This is a genomic window from Streptomyces sp. CB03234 (genome assembly GCF_001905885.1).
In the GTDB taxonomy this organism is placed as follows: domain Bacteria; phylum Actinomycetota; class Actinomycetes; order Streptomycetales; family Streptomycetaceae; genus Streptomyces.
The window spans coordinates 613,857-633,218 of the sequence record NZ_LIYH01000005.1 but is presented as its reverse complement, the minus strand read 5'-3'; the positions used below and the strand labels follow the sequence as shown (position 1 = coordinate 633,218).

The following is a 19,362-nucleotide window of genomic DNA, read 5'->3' as shown; positions in this document are numbered from 1 at the left end:
GGCTCAGCCGGGAGTCACCAGCCTCGCCTCGTACGCGAACACCGCCGCCTGCGTACGGTCGCGGAGGCCGAGCTTCACCAGGATGCGGCTCACATGCGTCTTGATCGTGGACTCGGCGACCACCAGGTGGGACGCGATCTCGCCGTTCGACAGGCCCTGGGCGATCAGCACCAGCACCTCCGTCTCCCGTTCCGTCAGGTCGCCCACCTGGGCCAGGGCCGGCGGGCGGGACGCTTCGGCGGTCTTGGCGAACTCGGTGATCAGGCGCTTGGTGACCGTCGGCGCCAGCAGCGCCTCGCCGCCCGCCACCACTCGTACCCCGTCCGCGAGCTGCCGCGCGGAGGCGTCCTTCAGCAGAAAGCCGGACGCCCCGGCGCGCAGCGCCTGGTAGACGTACTCGTCCAGGTCGAACGTCGTCAGGACCAGCACCTTCGCGTCGCCGTCCGCGGCGACGATCTCGCGGGTGGCGTCGATGCCGTTCATCTCCGGCATGCGGATGTCCATCAGGACCACGTCCGGGCGCAGCGCCTCGACCTGCCGGACCGCCTCCCGGCCGTTGACGGCCTCGCCGACGACCTCGATGTCGGGCATCGCGTTCAGGAGGACCGAGAAGCCCTCCCGGACCATCATCTGGTCGTCGACGATCAGTACGCGGATGGTCATGCCGACTCCTGCCGCTGCGCGGGGATGAAGGCCGCGACCTCGTAGCCGCCGTCCCCGGTGGCCTCGGCCGTCATCTCGCCGTTCAGCATCGCCACCCGCTCCCGCATGCCCGTGATGCCGTGCCCGGCACCGGGGGACGGCTTCACCAAGCCGCGCGCCGGGCCGTTCACCACCCGCAGGCCCAGGCCGCCGAGCACGTACGACACCTCCACCTTCGCCGCCGCGCCCGGCGCGTGCCGCAGCACGTTGCTGAGCGCCTCCTGCACGATCCGGTACGCGGACAGCTCCACGCCCTGCGGCAGCTCGCGCGCCGCGCCGGTGACCGTGGCGTCCACGCTCAGGCCCGCGTCACGGACGTTGGCGATCAGGGCGTCCAGGTCGGCGAGCGTCGGCTGGGGCGCGTCGGGCGCCTCGTAGTCCTCGGCCCGTACGACGCCGAGGATGCGGCGCAGCTCGGTCAGCGCGGCGACCGCGTTCTCGCGGATGGTGGCGAAGGCCTGCTCCAGCTCGGGCGGCGGGTTCTCCACGCGGTAGGGGGCGGCCTCCGCCTGGATGGCGACGACCGACATGTGGTGGGCCACCACGTCGTGCAGCTCGCGGGCGATGGTGGTGCGCTCCTCCAGCAGCGTGCGCCTGGACCGCTCCCGCGCGGTGACCGTCTGCTGGGCGGTGACCTCCTCCTTCGCCTCGCGGCGGGTGTGGAGGACGGTGACGACGAGCAGGGCCATGGCCGAGACGACCAGCATGGGCCCGACGGTCGAGCTGTACCCCCGGCCGAGGACGGCTTCGGCGAAGGCCCCGTACAGCGCGGTGAGGGCCCACATCCAGACGGCGGTGCGCGGCCGGGTCCGGGCCGCCACCACGGTCAGCACCACCAGGTGCGCCACCATGTAGTCGGGCGACCAGGGCCAGTCGCCCCAGCCGCCGCCGCTCACCAGCACGACGAACGGTGCCGACAGCAGCGACAGCCAGAACGCGGCGACCGGCCGGACGAGCGTGAGCAGGACCGCGGCGGCCGGGACGACGCCGAACACGAAGTGGCGCACGTCGTGCGCGACGGCCAGCACCAGCAGGGCCGCGCCGGCCACCAGGGCGTGCGGCGTCCAGGCCGCGTACCGGCGTATCCGGCCCGGGAGCCGCCTGGTCACCGGGCCGTCGGTGCGCATGGGCGGCAGCAGCCGGTAGGCGAGGACGTCATGGAACAGCTCGCGGCGCAGCCCTTGGAGCAGGCCCTGCGCCAGCCGGTACTCCGGGCTGCGGGTCTTGGTGTCGGTCACGTCAGCAACGGTAAGCAAGGGCGGGGACGCGGTCGTCACCTTGAATGCGGATCCTTCCGCGTCCCCCTGGAGTACTACACCGCTGATCCAGCGGCTGATCAGGGGCATGATCAGGCGCCTGATCAGGCGCGGAACGTGTCCGCGTGCTCCCTGGCCCACTGGGCGAACGTCCGGGCCGGGCGCCCTGTGACCTTCTCCACGGTGTCGAGGACCGTACGCCCCTCCACCGGGGTGTCCCGGTACACCGCCACCAGGAAGTCGATCACGTCCCACGGCCGGCCCTCCGCCCGCCACCGCTCGACCGCCTCCGCCTCGGACATCTCCACCAGCCGTATCTCCCGGCCCCGGGCCGCCGCGATCGCGTCGACCTTGTCCTGGAGCGTGAGCACCTCGGGACCCGTGATCAGGTACTCCTGCCCGGCGTGCCCGTCCTCGGTGAGCGCCACCGCCGCGACGGCGCCGATGTCGCCCTCGTGGACCATGGCGCTGAGCCGGCCGGTGAAGGGCTCGCACACCTCGTCCTTCGTACGGATGCCCTCCGCCCACTCCAGGGCGTTGCCCATGAACTCCACCGGCATGAGCACCGTCCATGGCAAGCCGCTCCCGCGCACCGCGTCCTCCAGCGGGGTGGGGCCGCCGCCGTTGAGGACGGTGACGCGCCGTACGCCGGCCTCGCGGGCCAGCTCCATGATGCGCGGGCCGGTCTCCAGCGGGGCGAAGTACGCGCCGCCGAAGGTGATCAGGTGCAGGCCGGTGGCCCCGTCCAGGGCGGCGGTGAGGGTGCCGGGGTCGGTGAGGTCGCCGCGTACGACCTCGACGCCGTCCGGGAAGTCCGCCGTGGCGGGGTCACGGGTCAGGGCGCGGACGGGCTGCCCGAGGCGCAGCAGTTCGGCGACCACCTGGCGGCCGACGGTTCCGGTTGCTCCGGTCACGAGGTTCGTGTGGTTCGTGTGGTTCGTCATGCCGCTGACGCTACGCACCCTCGCGGTCAGCTCCTGTCCTCAACGGCGGGGCTCACCAGGCCAGTTGGGCGATCTCCTCCGCGACCACCGCGCACGCGTCCGCCGCCGGGTCGATCAGCGGGAAGTGCCCGACACCGTCCAGCAGCGTCAGCCCGACCATCTCGCCCGCCTTCGCCGCCGCGTCCACATACGCCTCGGCGACGGCCTGCGGTACGACGGTGTCCTCGCGGCCCTGGACCACCGCCGTGGCGATCCCGGTCGGCAGCAGCGCGGCCGGGTCGGCGTACCCGGCGCGCAGCTCGGCGCCGGCGCCCTCGCCGAGCAGCTGCGTCACCGCGCCCCCGCACACGTCCAGCTCCACCGCCCGCTCGAAGTGCGCGATGGGCGACAGGGCGACGACCCCGCGCAGTGGAGGCGGGGCGTCCAGCCACCAGCGGGCGTCGACGGGCAGGACGTGCCGGGCGGCGGCCCACAGCGCCAGGTGCCCGCCCGCCGAGTGGCCGGTGACGACCGTACGGCGCGGGTCGGCCTGCGGCAGATGGGCGCGTACGAGACCGGGCAGCGCGTCCAGTGCGGCGGCCACGTCGTCGAACGTCTCCGGCCACCGCCCGGCGACCGGTCCGGCGGCGCCCTGCGCGGGGATGTCCCTGCCCCGCCGGTACTCGACGTTGGCCACGGCGAAACCGCGCCGGGCCAGATAATCCACGAAAGGAGTGATGTGCCGCCGGTCGTACGGCGCCCGCCACGCCCCGCCGTGCAGCACGACGACGAGCGGTGCGCGGTCGCCCCCGCGCGCCTCGCGAGGGGCGTAGAAGTCCACGACCTGGTCCGGGTGCGCACCGTACGAAGCGGTGGAGTCCGGGTCGACGGCCGGATGCGACAGGGCCGATGCTTCCTCGGCGGCGTCGCGCGCGGCGGGGTCGGGCATGGTGCTCAACCTTTCGGTGACGGGGCCGAATTGACCTGACCTGCGGGGACGGTACCAGGACTGGCGCCCCCGCAGATCAGGCCGAACATCAGCCCAGCACCTGCGCGAGAACGCGCGCCGCGCGCTCCGCGTCCGCGAACGAGACGTACAGCGGTGTGAAGCCGAACCGCAGCACGTCGGGGCGGCGCAGGTCGCCCACGACGCCCCGGGCGATGAGCTCCTTCATCACGGTGGGGGCGTCCGGGCAGCTCAGTGCGACCTGGCTGCCGCGCTCGTCGTGCGCCTCGGGCGTGACGGACGTGACCCGGCCGTCCGGGACGTACGCCCGTACGCACTCCAGGAAGAAGTCCATCAGGGCCAGCGCCTTCTCCCGTACCGCCTCGATGGGCACCCCGTCCCACACGTCCAGCGCCGCCTCCAGCGCCAGCATGGACAGGATGTCGGGCGTGCCGACGCGGCCGCGCACCACGCCCTCCGCCGCCGTGTAACCGGGCGTCATCGCGAAGGGGTCGGCGTGCGAGTTCCAGCCGGGCAGCGGGGAGTCGAAGCGCGGCTGGTGCCGTTCCGCGACGTACAGGTAGGCGGGCGCACCGGGGCCGCCGTTGAGGTACTTGTACGTGCAGCCGACGGCCAGGTCCACGCCGTGCGCGTCCAGCCCCACGGGCAGGGCGCCCGCGCTGTGGCACAGGTCCCACACGGCGAGTGCGCCCGCCGCGTGGACGGCCGCCGTGATGCCGGGCAGGTCGTGCAGCCGGCCCGTGCGGAAGTCGACGTGGTTGACGAGCGCGACGGCCGTACGCGGGCCGACCGCGTCCGCCACGTCCCCGGGCGCCACGGCCACCAGGCGCCTGCCGGTCAGGCGGGCGGCCGACTCGGCGATGTACCCGTCCGTGGGAAACGTCGTGGCGTCCACGACGATCTCGTCCCGCGTCTCGTCGGTCAGCCGTACGGCGCCCACCAGCGCCTTGAAGACGTTGACGCTCGTCGAGTCACCGACCACCACCTGGCCGGGCGCCGCGCCGACGAGCGGCGCGATCCGGTCGCCGATCCGCTCCGGCGCGGTCCACCAGCCGCTCTCCTCCCAGGACCGGATGCGCAACTCGCCCCATTCGCGACCGATGACGTCGGCCATGCGGTCCGGTACGTGGCGGGGAAGCGCGCCGAGCGAATTGCCGTCGAGGTACACGACACCGTCGTCGAGCGCGAACAGCTCGCGGTGCTTGGCGAGTTGGTCGTGGGCGTCGAGCGCCGCCGCCTTCGCTGTCAGATCAGACATGGCTGCGCGCCGTCCACACCTCGGGGAACACGTTCTTGCGGGCCCGCTTCTCCAGCCAGGCCACCCCGGCCGAGCCGGCCGTGCCCGTCTTGGAGCCCATCGCGCGCCGCGTGGCCACCAGGTGGTCGTTGCGCCAGCGCCACACCAGCTCGCCGACGTCCGTCAACGCCTCGCCGAGCCGGATCAGCTCACTGTGCTGGTCCGGGTCGGCGTAGATCCGGGCCCAGATGTCCTCGACCGCCTGCGACGGCTCGTACTTCTGCGACAGGTCGCGCTTGAGGACACTGTCCGGCACCGGCAGCCCGCGCCGTGCGAGGAGCCGCAGCACCTCGTCGTACAGGCTCGGCTCGTGCAGCGCCTTCTCCAGCTCCGCGTGGACGCGCGGCGCGCCCCGGTGCGGCACCAGCATCGACGCGGACTTCTCGCCCAGCAGGAACTCCAGCCGCCGGTACATCGCCGACTGGAAGCCGGAGCCCTCGCCCAGGGCGCCACGGTAGGAGTTGAACTGGGCGGGTGTGAGCCGGGCGAGCGGCTTCCAGGAGGCGTTCAGCGCCTCCAGCTCGCGTACGGAGCGCTCCAGCGCGTCCATCGCCACCGGGATCCGGTCTTCGCGCAGGGCGCGGCTCGCGGTCTCCCACTCGTGGACGATCACGGTGAACCACAGCTCCATGACCTGGGTCGTGACCAGGAAGACCATTTCTCCCGGATCGTCCGAGAGCGGGTGCTGGAGGTGGGTGAGGACATCCGCCTGGACATAGTCCTCGTACGGCGTCGTGCCTGTGTACTCCAGGTTCGGGGTGTCCGAACCGGGCGCGGAGGCATCGGGGGAAGTAGACATCGCTGTCTCCATCAATGCGTGCTACCGGGTAGCGGTCTGCTCCTCCCTTTTCGGGCGCTCGGTTCGCCTCCGGGGCGCCTGCTGCGTGCGTCGACGGTCGATCGTGCTCGGGTCACTCGTACCTCGCGACCCTCCGCGCGTTCTCCCTTTCGACGCCCGCGCGCCCCTTTGGCTCACTCGCGATGCGACCCGGCAGGTGGAGCCCCGGTCCCCTCGGGACCGCGGCTCTGTTCCGGGTCCCAGTCGCATCATGACATGAGCGGCCCTTCGATGTACCGGCCGCCGGGGTCGTACGGCACGGCGTGGGACACGCACCCGTGCAAGCCCTTGATCTGCTGTGTCATCGCGGGCGCGGGCCGCGAGCGAACCGTTCAGCAAGATCCAAAACTGAGGCCCGCCTCACCGCGACCGGAAGTAACCGGTCCGGGCGGGCGGGCCTCAGCAGGGTGAGAACCCCCAGGTCAGCCGAGGGTGTCCGCGGCCAGGGGCGACGATTCACGGAGGAACGTCGAGCATCGCTCGTACTCCTCCTGCTCACCGATCGCCTGCGCGGCGCGCGCCAGGGCGTTCAGCGCCCGGAGGAAACCGCGGTTCGGCTCGTGCTCCCACGGCACCGGGCCGTGGCCCTTCCAGCCGCTGCGGCGCAGGGCGTCCAGGCCCCGGTGGTAGCCGGTCCTGGCGTACGCGTAGGACTCGACGGCCCGGCCGGCCTCGAACGCGTCGTCGGCGAGCTGGGCCCAGGCGAGGGAGGAGGCGGGGTACTTCGCGGCGACGTCCGCCGGCGCGGCGCCGCTCGCGAGCAGCTCGCGCGGCTCCGGGTCGTCGGGCAGGTGAGTGGGGGGAGGTCCCCCCAGCAGGTTTTCGTGGATACCCATGCCACCAGTGTCACAGGCCCGGCACCGCGGAGGCGATGCCGGGCCTGTGCGTGGCGCTCGGAAGCGTTACTTCAGCTTCGTACCGGTCGAGCGCAGCGCCGCGCACGCCTCGGTGACGCGCTTGGCCATGCTCGCCTCGGCCAGCTTGCCCCAGGTGCGCGGGTCGTAGGTCTTCTTGGAGCCGACCTCGCCGTCGACCTTCAGCACACCGTCGTAGTTCTTGAACATGTGGTCCGCGACGGGGCGGGTGAAGGCGTACTGGGTGTCCGTGTCGAGGTTCATCTTCACGACGCCGTTCTCCAGCGCGGTGGCGATCTCCTCGGCCGTGGAGCCGGAGCCGCCGTGGAAGACGAAGTCGAACGGGTCGGCCTTGCCGAAGCGCTCGGCGACGCCCTGCTGGAGGTCCTTGAGCAGCTCGGGGCGGAGCACGACGTTGCCGGGCTTGTAGACGCCGTGGACGTTGCCGAAGGAGGCGGCCAGCAGGTAGCGGCCCTTCTCGCCCAGGCCGAGCGCCTCGGCGGTGCGGATGGCGTCGTCGACGGTGGTGTACAGCTCGTCGTTGATCTCGTGGCTGACGCCGTCCTCCTCGCCACCGGTCGGGGTGATCTCGACCTCGAGGATGATCTTTGCGGCGGCGGCCTTCGCGAGCAGCTCCTGGCCGATGGCCAGGTTGTCGGCGAGGGTCTCGGCCGAGCCGTCCCACATGTGCGACTGGAACAGCGGGTTCTCACCCTTGGCGACACGCTCGGCGGAGATGTCGAGCAGCGGACGTACGTAGCCGTCCAGCTTGTCCTTCGGGCAGTGGTCGGTGTGCAGGGCGATGGTGACGTCGTACTTCGCGGCGACGATGTGGGCGAACTCGGCCAGGGCGACCGCGCCGGTCACCATGTCCTTGCTGTACTGGCCGCCCAGGAACTCCGCACCACCGGTCGAGATCTGGATGATGCCGTCGCTCTCTGCCTCCGCGAAACCACGCAGGGCGGCGTGCAGAGTCTGCGACGAGGTGACATTGATGGCCGGGTAGGCGAACTTGCCTGCCTTCGCCCGGTCGAGCATCTCGTTGTAGATCTCGGGGGTTGCGATGGGCATCTGTCCGCTCCTTGTGATCTGCGGTTGCGTTGCGTTGCTGATCCCTGACCTGGGGGCGACGTCATCGTCGCACCTATCTTTCCAGACTCCGCCGTGGGCTCCACCCCGCGTGCCGCGAGGGGCGGACCGTTTCACGTGAAACAGTCCGCCCCTCGGAAAATCCGCAGGTCAGGCCCTATGCGGCTCAGGCCAGGCCCAGCTCGTCCAGCGCGTACGCGTACAGGTACGGCACCCCGGCCGTCTGGCTGATCTTCTCCGCGGCGCCGGTCGCCCGGTCCACGATCGTCGCCACGGCCACGACCTCGGCGCCGGCCTCGCGGACCGCCTCCACAGCGGTCAGCGGCGAGCCACCGGTGGTGGAGGTGTCCTCCACCACCAGGACACGGCGGCCCTTGATGTCCGGGCCCTCGACGCGGCGCTGCATGCCGTGCGCCTTGGCCGCCTTGCGGACGACGAAGGCGTCCAGCGTCCGGCCACGCCCGGCGGCGGCGTGCAGCATCGCCGTCGCGACCGGGTCGGCGCCCAGGGTGAGGCCGCCGACGGCGTCGAAGTCCAGGTCGGCGGTCAGATCGAGCATGACCTGCCCGACGAGCGGCGAGGCCACGCCGTCCAGGGTGATCCGGCGCAGGTCGACGTAGTAGTCGGCCTCCAGACCCGAGGAGAGGGTCACCTTGCCGTGCACCACGGCCTTGTCCTTGATCTGCTGGAGCAGATCGGCTCGTACGTCAGTCATGCCCCTGAGCTTAAGCGCCGCCGCTCAGGCCGGCCGCAGCCGCCGCCAGGTCCAGGTGGTGGCGATCTCCAGCGGCTCGATCGGTGTGACCAGCTCGGGAGCGGTGGTGAGGCCGTTCGGCGGGCCCGACTGGGGCTCCACGCAGACGGCGGCCTCCTGCTGGTCGTACACGACGACCCAGGGGGCGCGGCTGGTCACCTTGAGCTTTAGCTGCCCGGGCCAGGTGAGGGTGACGTCCACCCCGTCCGGCATGCCGAAGCAGTCGTCCCAGGGGCCGGGCGTGGGCGCGATCCGGCGGCCGGTGGGCAGATGGTCCTCGCCCCGCTCCTCCTGCCACTCGGGCGTGAAGTCGATGCGTACGGCGCTGTCACCGAGGGTGCGGTTGAACCACGGGTGCCAGCCGGCCTGGGCCGGGAAGGAGTCGCCGTACGTCTCGACACCGAGCTGGAGCGTGAGCGCGTCCTCGGTCAGCCGGACGGTCTGGGTGACCCGGCCGGGATACGGCCAGGGCTCGGCGAGGTCGTAGGTGAACACCGCCTCCGCCTTGTCGGCGAGGGCGACGCGCCACGCGGTGTCACGGCCGGTGCCGTGGATGGCGTGCGGCGGCGAGTTGAGCGGCAGCTGATGCCATGTCGCCCCGCTGAGGAACCGGCCGTTGGCGATCCGCCCGCACCAGGGCACCATCGGGAAGCAGCCGTACCTCTCCCCTTGCCGCAGCAGTTCCGACCCGCCGATCCGCAGGCTCTCGATGCGGCATCCGTTGTCCGGACGCACCGTCAACTCGACGTCTCCGGCCGCGAGCCGGACGCTCTGTTCGCTACTGGTCACGTCACCGACACTACTTGCGGCGCCGCAGCGCGCGCCCGACCACCACCGCCGAGGCGAGGGCAAGCGCGGCGGCGGGGGCCAGCCACCGCAGCGTGGCGGTCGTCGACGCGGCCTCCGGCCCGGGCGTGGGCGCGTACCGGCCGCGCGGCGGGGCGTGGTCGACCTCCTCGGCGCTGCGCCCGATCATGGTGCGCCGGGCGTGCGCCGCCTCGACGCCCGGGTCGGGCAGCGCGCCGTCGGGCATGTCGGGCACCTCGAACTCGGCCTCGGCGAGCGGGTCCAGCGACGGCGGCGGTACGGGGGCGTCGAACACGGACCCCGCGCTCTCGGCGCCCTGGTCCACCCCGTCGTCGTCGACGTCCTGGTCGTCGGTGACGTCGTCGGTGACGTCCTGGTCGTCGGTGGCGTCGTCGGTGACGTCATCGGGAGCCTCGGCCGTTGCGGAGGCGGCCGACGCGGCCGAGGTCGCGGTCGTCGCCGCGAGCGACTCGGCGAAACGGTCCAGCAGGCGGTGGGCCGCCGAGACCGCCGCGTCGTCCGACAGCTCCGCCAGCCGGCCCTCCGCGCTCGTCGTCCCCGAGAAGCGCAGCGTCGTGCCGCCGTCCACCGGGGACAGCCGTACGGTGAGGGCCAGCTTCGCCGAGCCGGTGCCGCGCACCTCCGCGCCCTCACCCTCCACGGCGTAGGCGCCGTCCTCCTGGGCGACGATGTGCAGGGCGCCCCGGTAGGTGATCGAGTGCCCGCCTGCGCGCACCTTCAGGCGGCCCGAGAGGGGGCCGGCCGACGCGTCCGCGTCCTGCTGGAGCCCCGGTACGCACGGGGCGACCCGCGCGGGGTCCGCCAGCACAGCGCGGAGGGTCTCGACGTCAACCGGAACGAACACCTCATGCTCCATGGAGCCCGAGCCTACCCACGCCCGGCGCTCACGTCTGCCATGTGCGCAAGGCCAAAGGGGTCACTCCCCGTACCTGGGGTGCACCAGCGTCGACGGCGGCAGGCCCATGGGCCGCGCCCCCGCCGGGCGGCGCACCCCCACCACCTCGCCCGGGTCCGGCGGCGCCCGGTGCCGCGCGGCGAGGAAGAAGCCCCAGTCGTACGGCGCCGCCGTGCCGTCCGTGGACCGGTCGGGGCCCGCGGCGAAGCCGGACAGCCGCCCGGTCGCACGGTAGGGCCGGGTGGTGAAGCCCGCCGACCGCAGCGTGGCGTCCACCGTCCAGTACGTGTGCGGCCTCGACGCCATCGGCCCCGCGTGGACCGCGAGCCGTCCGCCGTCGGTGAGGACCCGCGCGGCCAGACCGTAGAACTCCGCCGAGTACAGCTTCGTGCTGGCCGTGATGCCCGGGTCCGGGAGGTCCGAGATCACCACGTCGTACGCCGCGCCCGTCGCCGCCGCCTCCCGCAGCCGCACGAACGCGTCCCCGTACACCACCCGCACCCTCGGGTCCCCGTACGCCTGCCCGTTCAGCCGGGCGAGCGCCCGGTCCTTCCGGGCGAGCCGCACGACGCCCGGGTCCAGCTCGACGACCGTCACCGACTCCACGCCGCCGTGCCGCAGCACCTCCCGCGCCGCCAGCCCGTCGCCCCCGCCCAGGATCAGCACGCGCGCGTGCGGCCCACGCATCACGGGGTGCACCAGCGCCCGGTGGTACCGGTGCTCGTCCCGGCCGCTCACCCGTAACCGCCCGTCCAGGAACAGCTCGGGCGGCTCCCCCGGCCCGCCCGTCAACACCACCTCCTGGACGTCCGTCTGGACGGCGATCCGCACCCGCTCCCCGTACACCGCCCGCCGCGCCGCCCGCTCGAAGTCGTCCACCAGCACCGTCGCGGTCGCCAGCACGCCGAGCACCGCCACATTGCCCACCACCACCAGCCACCGCCCCCGCGCGGTCAGGTCCCGCCCGAACAGCCACAGCACCAGCGCCCCGCCCGCCACCGCGTTGACCGCCCCGGTGAGCAGCGCGCTTGTCAACTGCCCCAGCCACGGCAACAGCAGGAACGGGAACGCCAGGCCGCCGACGAGCGCCCCCACGTAGTCGGCGGCGAACAGGTCCGCGACCGTCCCGCCGGCGTCCTGCTCGGCCCGCCGCGAGATGCGCTGGATCAGCGTCATCAGCAGCGGTATCTCCGCCCCGATGAGCACGCCGATGGCCAGCGAGAACGCCACCAGCGCGTACCGCGACTCGCCGATCCACGCGAACGTGGCGTACAGGACGAGGGCCGAGCAGCCACCGACCAGCGCGAGCGCGGCCTCCAGCAGCCCGAAGCCGACGGCCGCCCGGCAGCGCAGCCGTTTCGCGAGGAGCGAGCCCACGCCCATCGCGAAGACCATCACCGACAGGACGACCGACGCCTGCTTGACGGAGTCCCCGATCAAATACGAAGCGAGCGCGACCAGTTCCAGCTCGTACACCAATCCGCACGCCGCGCAGATGAAGACCGTGGCCAGCACCAGGAAGCGCCCCGCCCGCTGCCGCACGGACGGCGATGCCGGACCGCCGCCCGGTGCGGGCGGCACGGCGACGGAGACGTGCGGCGCTTCGATCACGCACTTAACGCTACGTCACGACCCCATGGCTAATTGTCACCCACACGGGTGTTACTAGAGCGGTGTGTGCATACGGACGCCCACGCTGGTCCTGGTGACCACCAGCTGTCCCTCTTGCGGATAGGCGTGCCACGTGCGCCACCGCACCTGGCCCTCGTCCCGCTGCGCGAGCATGGCCGTGAAGGCGTGCGGCGAGCCGGGGAACGTACCGGCGAGACCGTTCGGGTGGTCCGCCACGAGCGCCAGCAGCTCCTGCGCGCGCCCCGCGAACGACCCCTTGGACAGCGTCTCGACGCGCGCGGCGAACTCGTACTCCCACGCCCCGATCCGCTTCGCCACACCCAGCGGCAGCGGGGTGCTGCTCCCCGGCATGCAGGCGACGGTCTCCGAACAGCGGCCCCGCTCCTCCTCCAGCAGCACCTGGTGCGAGGCGCCGAGGAGTCTGAGCTGGAGCGTGGCACCGGACAGTTCGAGGTCGAGCACGGCGAGGGCGGGCAGCGCCTCGCGACCCAGCGCCCAGGCCAGGTCGGCGGCGCGCGTGTCGGTGTAGGAAGTTTTGAGCGTCGTGAGCATGGTCGGCTCCGCAAACAGGGTTTGACGGGTGGACCGGGGGCGTCCCGGAAGACGTTCAGGGGGACGAGGGGATCTCCGTCTCGAAATCCACACACGAGGTCCGCGGGCTGGATGTTTTCGACAGCGAGGGAATCATGAACTGCGACTGACTCACAGCGTTTTTACCCAACTTGACGTGGTTTCCATCCCCTGGGGGGCCTGCCGGTTCAACTGTTCAACAGGAACCGACCGAGTGGTTCCACAAAGTGCCAACACGAAGGCGCCCGGCGGTAGTTCACTGCCGAGCGCCTTCCCGTGGTCGCGGACCGGCTGCCCCGTGTCAGCTGCCTCCGCCACCACATCCACCGCCGCCGCCCCCACACGACGACGACCCTCCCCCGCAGGACGATCCGCCCCCGTCCCCGGACCACCAACCGCCGCCGGCGGCGGAACCGCCGGCGCCGGAGCGCGAACGGCGCCGGCTCTTGCCACCGCCCGCCGCGCCGACCGCGATGAGGAACCCCACCAGAACGATCAGTCCGGCGACGACCAGGCCCATCTCCATTCGGATCACCATCCCCCGTGTCGTACGTGAGAGGGGGATGCCCCCGCTCCCACCCCTCCCAATCCGAATTGAGGAAGTCCAGAGGTTCAGCTGCAGGACGATCCGCCTCCGCCTCCGCACGAGGAGCTGGAGCCGCCGCACGAGGACCAGCCGGAGGACGACGATGACGAGGAGGACGAGGCCGAGGAGTCCCCGGACCACCAGCTGTCACGCCGCTTCGGGGGCTCGCCTCCCAGCGCGGACCGTACGATCCCTATGACGGCGAGGACCCCCACGAAGATGAACCACGCCTCGAAGAACCCTGCTTCCACCATGGCCCCCACCTGCCTTCGCTCCGGATGTTCCGTATGTGTGGCAGGGAGATCCCCCCGGTGATCACGCCTCAAAGCCCACTTGAGCAACTCCAGAGCTTCGCCCCAGGATGGCCGCCATGAAACGACCGCCGCTCAACCGCCGCCTCGCCGAGTTCGGAACGACGATCTTCGCGGAGATGTCCGCCCTCGCCGCCTCCACCGGCTCGGTCAACCTCGGCCAGGGCTTCCCCGACACCGACGGCCCCGAAGCCGTCGCCGAGGCGGCCGTCCGGGCCATCCGGGACGGCCGGGGCAACCAGTACCCGCCCGGCCCCGGCATCCCCGAGCTGCGTACCGCCGTCGCCGACCACCAGCGCGAGCGGTACGGCCTGGCGTACGACCCCGACACGGAGGTCCTCGTCACGGCCGGCGCCACCGAGGCGATCGCCGCCGCCCTGCTCGGGCTGGTGGAGCCGGGCGACGAGGTCATCGCGCTGGAGCCGTACTACGACTCGTACGCCGCCTGCGTCGCCATGGCGGGCGGCACCCGCGTCCCGGTCACCCTGCGCCCGCGCGACGGCCGGTTCGTCCTCGACCTGGACGAGCTGCGGGCCGCCGTCACCGACCGCACCCGCCTCATCCTGCTCAACACCCCGCACAACCCCACCGGCACCGTCCTCACCCGTGAGGAGCTGGCCGCCATCGCCGCGCTCGCCGTCGAGCGCGATCTGCTCGTCGTCACCGACGAGGTGTACGAGCACCTCGTCTTCGGCGGCGCCGAGCACCTCCCCATCGCCGCCTTCCCCGGCATGCGGGAGCGCACGGTGACCATCTCCAGTGCGGGGAAGACCTTCTCGTTCACGGGGTGGAAGGTCGGCTGGGTCACCGCCGCGCCCGAGCTGATCACGGCGGTGCGCTCGGCGAAGCAGTACCTGACGTACGTCTCCGCCGGGCCCTTCCAGTACGCGATCGCCGAGGCGCTGCGCCTGCCGGACACGTACTTCAGCGAGCTGCGCGAGGACTTGCGGGCCAAGCGGGACCTGCTCGCGGACGGGCTGGCGCAGGCGGGATTCGAGGTGTTCCGGCCGCAGGGCACCTACTTCATCACCACCGACATCCGCCCGCTGGGCGAGCACGACGGCATCGCGTTCTGCCGCGCCCTGCCCGGGCGCTGCGGTGTCGTCGCCATCCCCCACGCGGTCTTCTACGACCACCGCGACCAGGGGGCGCCGTTCGTGCGGTTCGCGTTCTGCAAGCGGACGGAGGTGCTCCAGGACGCGGTGAAGCGGCTGGCGGGCCTCTAGCGGTTCCGGGGCGCCCTGTCACGGCGACACGCGCGCGTGCGGCGGTCCGGCGGCCGGGACCACCCGGGCGGGCTGCCAGCACTCGCGCCGGGCGCGGGCCGCGCCCAAGGTCGGGGTGACCGTTCACGCGCGCACGGAGGTGCCCCCTGTCCGCCGAGACCTTCGACCATGCGACAGCCTCCCGTGCCCGCCCGGTGCCGCGCCCGCTGGCGGCGTTGCACCGCGCGGCACCGGCGCTGGGCCTGTTCGCCGCCGCCCGGCTCACCGGGATGCTGGTGATGGCGCTGTGGGCGTGGCACACCGGCCGCTCGCCACGCGCCCTGCTGGCCCTGTCCTGGGACTCCGACTGGTACCTGGGGATCGCCGCGTACGGCTACGGCACGACCCTGTACTGGCCGGACGGCACCGTCCAGTCCGACCTGGCGTTCTTCCCGCTCTACCCGGCGCTCGTCCGGGCGGTGACGACCGTGCTGCCGGTGGCGGGCGGGACGGCTGGGCTGCTGGTGTCCTGGGCGGCGGCGGGGACGGCCGCGTGGGGGATCTTCCTGCTCGGCGAGCGGCTGTACGGGCGGGGCGTGGCGACCACGCTGGTGCTGCTGTGGGGCCTGCTGCCGCACTCGATCGTGCTGTCCATGGCGTACACGGAACCGCTGCTGACGGCGTTCGCGGCCTGGTCGCTGTACGCGGTCCTCACCCGCCGCTGGCTGTGGGCGGGCGCGCTGGCGGCGCTGGCGGGGGTGGCCCGGCCGAACGGCATCGCGGTGGCGGCGGCGGTGCTGGTGGCGGCCGCCTGCGCCCTGGCGCGCGACCGGGCCGACCGGCGGGCGTGGGCGGGTGCGGCGGTGGCGCCGGCCGGCTGGGTGGGCTACCTGCTGTGGGTGGGGGTGCGCAAGGGCGATCCGCTGGGCGGGTACTTCGCCGTGCAGGCGGGCTGGACGTCGCGGTTCGACTTCGGGGTGGGCACCTTCGGCTTCGTACGCACGGTGGTGACCAGGCCGATGGACCTCGGCTTCACGATGGCGCTGGCGCTCACGGCCGTCGGGGTCGTGCTGTTCGCGCTGCTCGTGCTGGAGCGGCCGCCGCTGCCGCTGCTGGTGTACACGGCGGTGCTGGTGGTGATCGCGGTGGGCGGGTCGGGGTTCTTCGAGTCGAAGCCGCGCTTCCTGCTTCCGGCGTTCCCGCTGCTGGTGCCCCTCGCGTGCGCGGTGCGCAGAGCCCGGCCGAGGGCGGCGGCCGTGGTGGTCGCCGCCCTGGCCGGGCTGTCGTTCGGCTACGGGACGTATCTGCTGACGCTCGCCCCGATGGCGCTGTGAGGGCTCAGGCCTCTTCTTCGCCCTCGGACGACTCCAGGCCGAACTGCTCCACGAGCCACTTGTCGAACTCGATCGACGCGCGTACCCAGCTGACCGTCGACTGCACGAAGTGCTCCAGGCTCACGCCCGTGCCGATCAGCATCTGCGCCTCGCCGATGAGCCGCACGGTCGCGCCGCCCTGCTCGTCCTCGTGGAGGTGCGTGTAGACCTTGGGCCACAGGGTGCGGCGGTTCCAGTCGTCGATCGTCTCCAGGATCTGCGCGCGGTTCTCGACCGGGTGCGGGCGGTCGTAGAAGGTCCGCACCGAGAAGACCTGCTGCTCGTCCTCGCCGCGGAACATGAAGTACGTGCGGAACTCCTCCCACGGCGCCGCGAGGTCACCCTCGTCGTCGACGACGTACTTGAGCTCCATCTGCTCCAGGAGCTGCTTGACGAGGTCCTGGTCCGGGACGACGGGGCCCGCCGGTCCTGCGGCCTGCTGGGGCTCGGGCTGCCCACCGAAGTTCGGAATGGAGGCCGGGTCGATGCTCACCGTGAATTTCCCTTCGTACGATTCCTGCCATCCTCTCCCATGGCGGGCCGTGGCTGGCAACCCCGGACACGGGCGATCCGCTGCGAGCTGACAGGATCCCGGCCGTACGAGGGCGGGGGCACCTCCCTCGTACGCCTCCTCGCGTGCACCACCTGACCTACCGCGCCGCCCCCACGACGAGCCCGTCCCCGTCCCGCTCCACGCGCACGGTGTCGCCGTCCGTGACCTCGCCCGCGAGGATCTCCTTGGCGAGGCGGTCGCCGATGGCCGTCTGGACCAGGCGGCGCAGCGGGCGCGCGCCGTACGCCGGGTCGAAGCCCTCGACGGCGAGCCACTGAAGGGCCTCCGGGGTGACCTCCAGGGTGAGCCGGCGCTCGGCGAGGCGGGCGGCCAGGCGGTCGATCTGGAGCCGGGCGATGTGGGCGAGCTGGTCCCGGTCGAGGGCCGAGAAGACGACGATGTCGTCGAGGCGGTTGAGGAACTCCGGCTTGAAGGAGGCCCGTACCGCCTCCAGCACCTGCTCCTTCTTCTGCTCCTCCGGCGTCACCGGGTCCATCAGGAAGTGGCTGCCCAGGTTGGAGGTCAGGATGAGGATGGTGTTGCGGAAGTCGACCGTGCGGCCCTGCCCGTCGGTCAGGCGGCCGTCGTCCAGCACCTGGAGCAGGATGTCGAAGACCTCGGGGTGGGCCTTCTCCACCTCGTCCAGCAGCACCACGCTGTACGGGCGGCGGCGCACCGCCTCCGTCAGCTGGCCGCCCTCCTCGTACCCGACGTAGCCGGGGGGCGCGCCGACGAGCCGGGCGACGCTGTGCTTCTCGCCGTACTCGCTCATGTCGATGCGGACCATCGCCCGCTCGTCGTCGAAGAGGAAGTCCGCCAGCGCCTTGGCCAGCTCGGTCTTGCCGACGCCGGTCGGGCCGAGGAAGAGGAACGAGCCGGTGGGCCGGTCCGGGTCGGAGATCCCGGCGCGGGTGCGGCGCACGGCGTCCGACACCGCCCGTACGGCCTCGGTCTGGCCGATCAGACGGCGGCCGATCTCGTCCTCCATGCGCAGCAGCTTCTGCGTCTCGCCCTCCAGCAGCCGCCCGGCCGGGATGCCGGTCCAGGAGCCGACGACGTCGGCGATGTCGTCGGGCCCGACCTCGTCCTTGACCATCGTGTCCCTGGCGGCTTCCTGCTCGGCCTCGCTGGCCGCCTCCAGCTCCCGCTCCACGGCCGGGATCTCGCCGTACAGCAGCTTGGAGGCGGTGTCGAAGTCGCCGTCGCGCTGGGCGCGCTCGGCCTGGCCGCGCAGGTCGTCGAGCTGCTCCTTGAGCTCACCGACGCGGTTGAGGCCCTGCTTCTCCTTCTCCCAGCGGGCGGTCAGGCCGCGCAGCTCCTCCTCCTTGTCGGCGAGGTCGCGGCGCAGCTTCTCCAGGCGCTGTACGGAGGCGGGGTCGGACTCGTTCTTCAGCGCCAGCTCCTCCATACGGAGGCGGTCGACGGCGCGCTGGAGTTCGTCGATCTCGACCGGCGAGGAGTCGATCTCCATGCGGAGCCGGGACGCGGCCTCGTCGACGAGGTCGATGGCCTTGTCGGGCAGGAAGCGGGAGGTGATGTACCGGTCCGAGAGCGTGGCGGCGGCCACGAGCGCGGAGTCGGCGATCTGGACCTTGTGGTGGGCCTCGTACCGGCCCTTGAGGCCGCGGAGGATCGCGATGGTGTCCTCGACGCTCGGCTCGGCCACCAGGACCTGCTGGAAGCGGCGCTCCAGGGCGGGGTCCTTCTCGATGCGCTCGCGGTACTCGTCGAGGGTGGTGGCGCCGACCATGCGCAGCTCGCCGCGGGCGAGCATCGGCTTGAGCATGTTGCCGGCGTCCATGGCGGAGTCGCCGCCGGCGCCCGCGCCGACGACCGTGTGCAGCTCGTCGATGAACGTGATGATCTGGCCGTCGCTGGCCTTGATCTCGGACAGGACGGTCTTCAGCCGCTCCTCGAACTCGCCCCGGTACTTGGCGCCCGCGACCATCGCGCCGAGGTCGAGCGCGACCAGGCGCTTGTTCTTCAGGCTCTCCGGGACGTCGCCCTTGACGATGCGCTGGGCGAGGCCCTCGACGACGGCGGTCTTGCCGACGCCGGGCTCGCCGATGAGCACGGGGTTGTTCTTGGTGCGGCGGGACAGCACCTGCACGACGCGGCGGATCTCCTGGTCCCGGCCGATGACCGGGTCCAGCTTGCCGTCGCGGGCGGCGGCCGTGAAGTCGGTGCCGAACTTCTCCAGGGCCTTGTACTGGCCCTCCGGGTCCGGTGTGGTCACGCGGCGCCCTCCCCTCGCCTTCTCGAACGCTTCCAGCAGCTTCTTCGCACTCGCGCCCTGCCGCTCCAGCACCTCGCCGGCCCGGCCGCCCTTGGCGGCGATGCCGATGAGCAGGTGCTCGGTCGACAGGTACTCGTCGCCCAGCTCCTTGGCGCGCTGCGAGGCGTCGGCGATCACGGCGAGCATCTCGCGGTTGGGCTGCGGCGGGGCGACGGTGGAACCGGTGACGCTGGGCTGCGCGGCGAGCACCTGCTCGGCCCCGGACCGTACGGCGGCCTGGTCGGCGTCGACGGCGGCGAGCAGGTCGGTGATGTTCTCGTTGTCCTGGCCCGCGAGCAGCGCGAGCAGCAGGTGCGCGGGGGTCAGGTCCGGGTGTCCTTCGGACACGGCGCGGCTGGTCGCGGCGTTCAGCGCATCCCGGCTCTTGTTGGTCAGCTCGGCGTCCACGGGCGGTCTCTCCTCCTCGTTGCTGCGGGTCCCACTACTATGACTC

18 protein-coding genes are annotated in these 19,362 nt (G+C 72.3%); 2 read left to right on the top strand and 16 right to left on the bottom strand.

All coding sequences use genetic code 11. From position 1 onward, the window contains the following. Positions 1–3 precede the first annotated feature (3 nt). From AMK26_RS24315 to AMK26_RS24250, 14 genes are all read right to left on the bottom strand, one after another. Positions 4–663 (bottom strand): response regulator, encoded by a 660-nt coding sequence (locus AMK26_RS24315; RefSeq protein ID WP_073756824.1) that lies wholly within the window; start codon positions 661–663, stop codon positions 4–6. Beyond that, positions 660–2,027 carry a sensor histidine kinase gene (locus tag AMK26_RS24310; RefSeq protein WP_443333189.1) on the bottom strand — a complete coding sequence of 456 codons (1,368 nt, stop codon included), beginning with the start codon at positions 2,025–2,027 and terminating at the stop codon, positions 660–662. Before AMK26_RS24310 ends, AMK26_RS24315 begins: the two co-directional genes overlap by 4 nt. A 35-nt stretch (positions 2,028–2,062) precedes the next feature. Further along, positions 2,063–2,902 carry an NAD(P)H-binding protein gene (locus tag AMK26_RS24305; RefSeq protein WP_073756823.1) on the bottom strand — a complete coding sequence of 280 codons (840 nt, stop codon included), beginning with the start codon at positions 2,900–2,902 and terminating at the stop codon, positions 2,063–2,065. Between the two features lie 52 nt (positions 2,903–2,954). Further along, positions 2,955–3,830 carry an alpha/beta hydrolase family protein gene (locus AMK26_RS24300; RefSeq protein WP_073756822.1) on the bottom strand — a complete coding sequence of 292 codons (876 nt, stop codon included), beginning with the start codon at positions 3,828–3,830 and terminating at the stop codon, positions 2,955–2,957. An 88-nt stretch (positions 3,831–3,918) separates the two neighbouring features. After that, positions 3,919–5,106: a kynureninase gene (gene kynU / locus AMK26_RS24295; RefSeq protein WP_073756821.1), complete on the bottom strand. Its 1,188-nt coding sequence runs from the start codon at positions 5,104–5,106 to the stop codon at positions 3,919–3,921. Beyond that, positions 5,099–5,944, bottom strand: coding sequence for a tryptophan 2,3-dioxygenase family protein (locus tag AMK26_RS24290; RefSeq protein WP_073756820.1), 846 nt, complete (start codon positions 5,942–5,944; stop codon positions 5,099–5,101). The genes kynU and AMK26_RS24290 overlap by 8 nt, the downstream gene beginning before the upstream one ends. Positions 5,945–6,405: 461 nt before the next feature. Then, a complete protein-coding gene (locus tag AMK26_RS24285) occupies positions 6,406–6,819 on the bottom strand; it encodes a DUF3151 domain-containing protein (protein ID WP_073756819.1) in 414 nt (137 codons plus the stop codon). Positions 6,820–6,885: 66 nt separating this feature from the next. Continuing rightward, positions 6,886–7,926, bottom strand: a complete 1,041-nt coding sequence (fbaA, locus tag AMK26_RS24280) for a class II fructose-bisphosphate aldolase (RefSeq protein WP_274536131.1) — start codon at positions 7,924–7,926, stop codon at positions 6,886–6,888. Between the two features lie 166 nt (positions 7,927–8,092). Continuing rightward, positions 8,093–8,641, bottom strand: coding sequence for an orotate phosphoribosyltransferase (pyrE, locus tag AMK26_RS24275; protein ID WP_073756817.1), 549 nt, complete (start codon positions 8,639–8,641; stop codon positions 8,093–8,095). A 24-nt stretch (positions 8,642–8,665) separates the two neighbouring features. Further along, positions 8,666–9,469, bottom strand: coding sequence for an aldose epimerase family protein (locus AMK26_RS24270; protein ID WP_073756816.1), 804 nt, complete (start codon positions 9,467–9,469; stop codon positions 8,666–8,668). A gap of 10 nt (positions 9,470–9,479) precedes the next feature. After that, positions 9,480–10,364 carry an SRPBCC domain-containing protein gene (locus tag AMK26_RS24265; RefSeq protein ID WP_073756815.1) on the bottom strand — a complete coding sequence of 295 codons (885 nt, stop codon included), beginning with the start codon at positions 10,362–10,364 and terminating at the stop codon, positions 9,480–9,482. Positions 10,365–10,424: 60 nt separating this feature from the next. After that, complete coding sequence (locus AMK26_RS24260; RefSeq protein ID WP_443333184.1) at positions 10,425–12,014, bottom strand: polyamine aminopropyltransferase; 1,590 nt, start codon at positions 12,012–12,014, stop codon at positions 10,425–10,427. A gap of 54 nt (positions 12,015–12,068) precedes the next feature. Next, positions 12,069–12,587: a DUF2617 family protein gene (locus AMK26_RS24255; protein WP_073756814.1), complete on the bottom strand. Its 519-nt coding sequence runs from the start codon at positions 12,585–12,587 to the stop codon at positions 12,069–12,071. Positions 12,588–12,906: 319 nt separating this feature from the next. Then, the gene (locus tag AMK26_RS24250; protein WP_198944147.1) at positions 12,907–13,143 is read right to left on the bottom strand and encodes a hypothetical protein; all 237 of its coding nucleotides are present in this window, start codon (positions 13,141–13,143) and stop codon (positions 12,907–12,909) included. Between the two features lie 418 nt (positions 13,144–13,561). Between AMK26_RS24250 and AMK26_RS24240 the strand changes: the two genes are divergently transcribed. Continuing rightward, positions 13,562–14,728, top strand: a complete 1,167-nt coding sequence (locus AMK26_RS24240) for a pyridoxal phosphate-dependent aminotransferase (protein ID WP_073756812.1) — start codon at positions 13,562–13,564, stop codon at positions 14,726–14,728. Between the two features lie 194 nt (positions 14,729–14,922). Continuing rightward, positions 14,923–16,041, top strand: a complete 1,119-nt coding sequence (locus AMK26_RS24235) for a hypothetical protein (RefSeq protein ID WP_073756811.1) — start codon at positions 14,923–14,925, stop codon at positions 16,039–16,041. Between the two features lie 4 nt (positions 16,042–16,045). Here AMK26_RS24235 and AMK26_RS24230 read toward each other — a convergent pair whose 3' ends face one another. Together AMK26_RS24230 and clpB are read right to left on the bottom strand one after the other, a co-directional pair. Further along, on the bottom strand, positions 16,046–16,573 hold the full coding sequence (locus tag AMK26_RS24230) for a YbjN domain-containing protein (RefSeq protein WP_073756810.1): 528 nt from the start codon (positions 16,571–16,573) through the stop codon (positions 16,046–16,048). Between the two features lie 157 nt (positions 16,574–16,730). Continuing rightward, positions 16,731–19,316, bottom strand: a complete 2,586-nt coding sequence (gene clpB, locus AMK26_RS24225) for an ATP-dependent chaperone ClpB (RefSeq protein ID WP_073756809.1) — start codon at positions 19,314–19,316, stop codon at positions 16,731–16,733. Between the last annotated feature and the right edge of the window lie 46 nt (positions 19,317–19,362).

Coding starts and splice junctions, on each gene's coding strand:
- AMK26_RS24315 (WP_073756824.1), bottom strand. CDS start 663: ATGACCATCCGCGTACTGATCGTCGACGACCAGATGATGGTCCGGGAG.
- AMK26_RS24305 (WP_073756823.1), bottom strand. CDS start 2,902: ATGACGAACCACACGAACCACACGAACCTCGTGACCGGAGCAACCGGA.
- AMK26_RS24300 (WP_073756822.1), bottom strand. CDS start 3,830: ATGCCCGACCCCGCCGCGCGCGACGCCGCCGAGGAAGCATCGGCCCTG.
- kynU (WP_073756821.1), bottom strand. CDS start 5,106: ATGTCTGATCTGACAGCGAAGGCGGCGGCGCTCGACGCCCACGACCAA.
- AMK26_RS24290 (WP_073756820.1), bottom strand. CDS start 5,944: ATGTCTACTTCCCCCGATGCCTCCGCGCCCGGTTCGGACACCCCGAAC.
- AMK26_RS24285 (WP_073756819.1), bottom strand. CDS start 6,819: ATGGGTATCCACGAAAACCTGCTGGGGGGACCTCCCCCCACTCACCTG.
- pyrE (WP_073756817.1), bottom strand. CDS start 8,641: ATGACTGACGTACGAGCCGATCTGCTCCAGCAGATCAAGGACAAGGCC.
- AMK26_RS24265 (WP_073756815.1), bottom strand. CDS start 10,364: ATGGAGCATGAGGTGTTCGTTCCGGTTGACGTCGAGACCCTCCGCGCT.
- AMK26_RS24255 (WP_073756814.1), bottom strand. CDS start 12,587: ATGCTCACGACGCTCAAAACTTCCTACACCGACACGCGCGCCGCCGAC.
- AMK26_RS24250 (WP_198944147.1), bottom strand. CDS start 13,143: ATGGTGATCCGAATGGAGATGGGCCTGGTCGTCGCCGGACTGATCGTT.
- AMK26_RS24240 (WP_073756812.1), top strand. CDS start 13,562: ATGAAACGACCGCCGCTCAACCGCCGCCTCGCCGAGTTCGGAACGACG.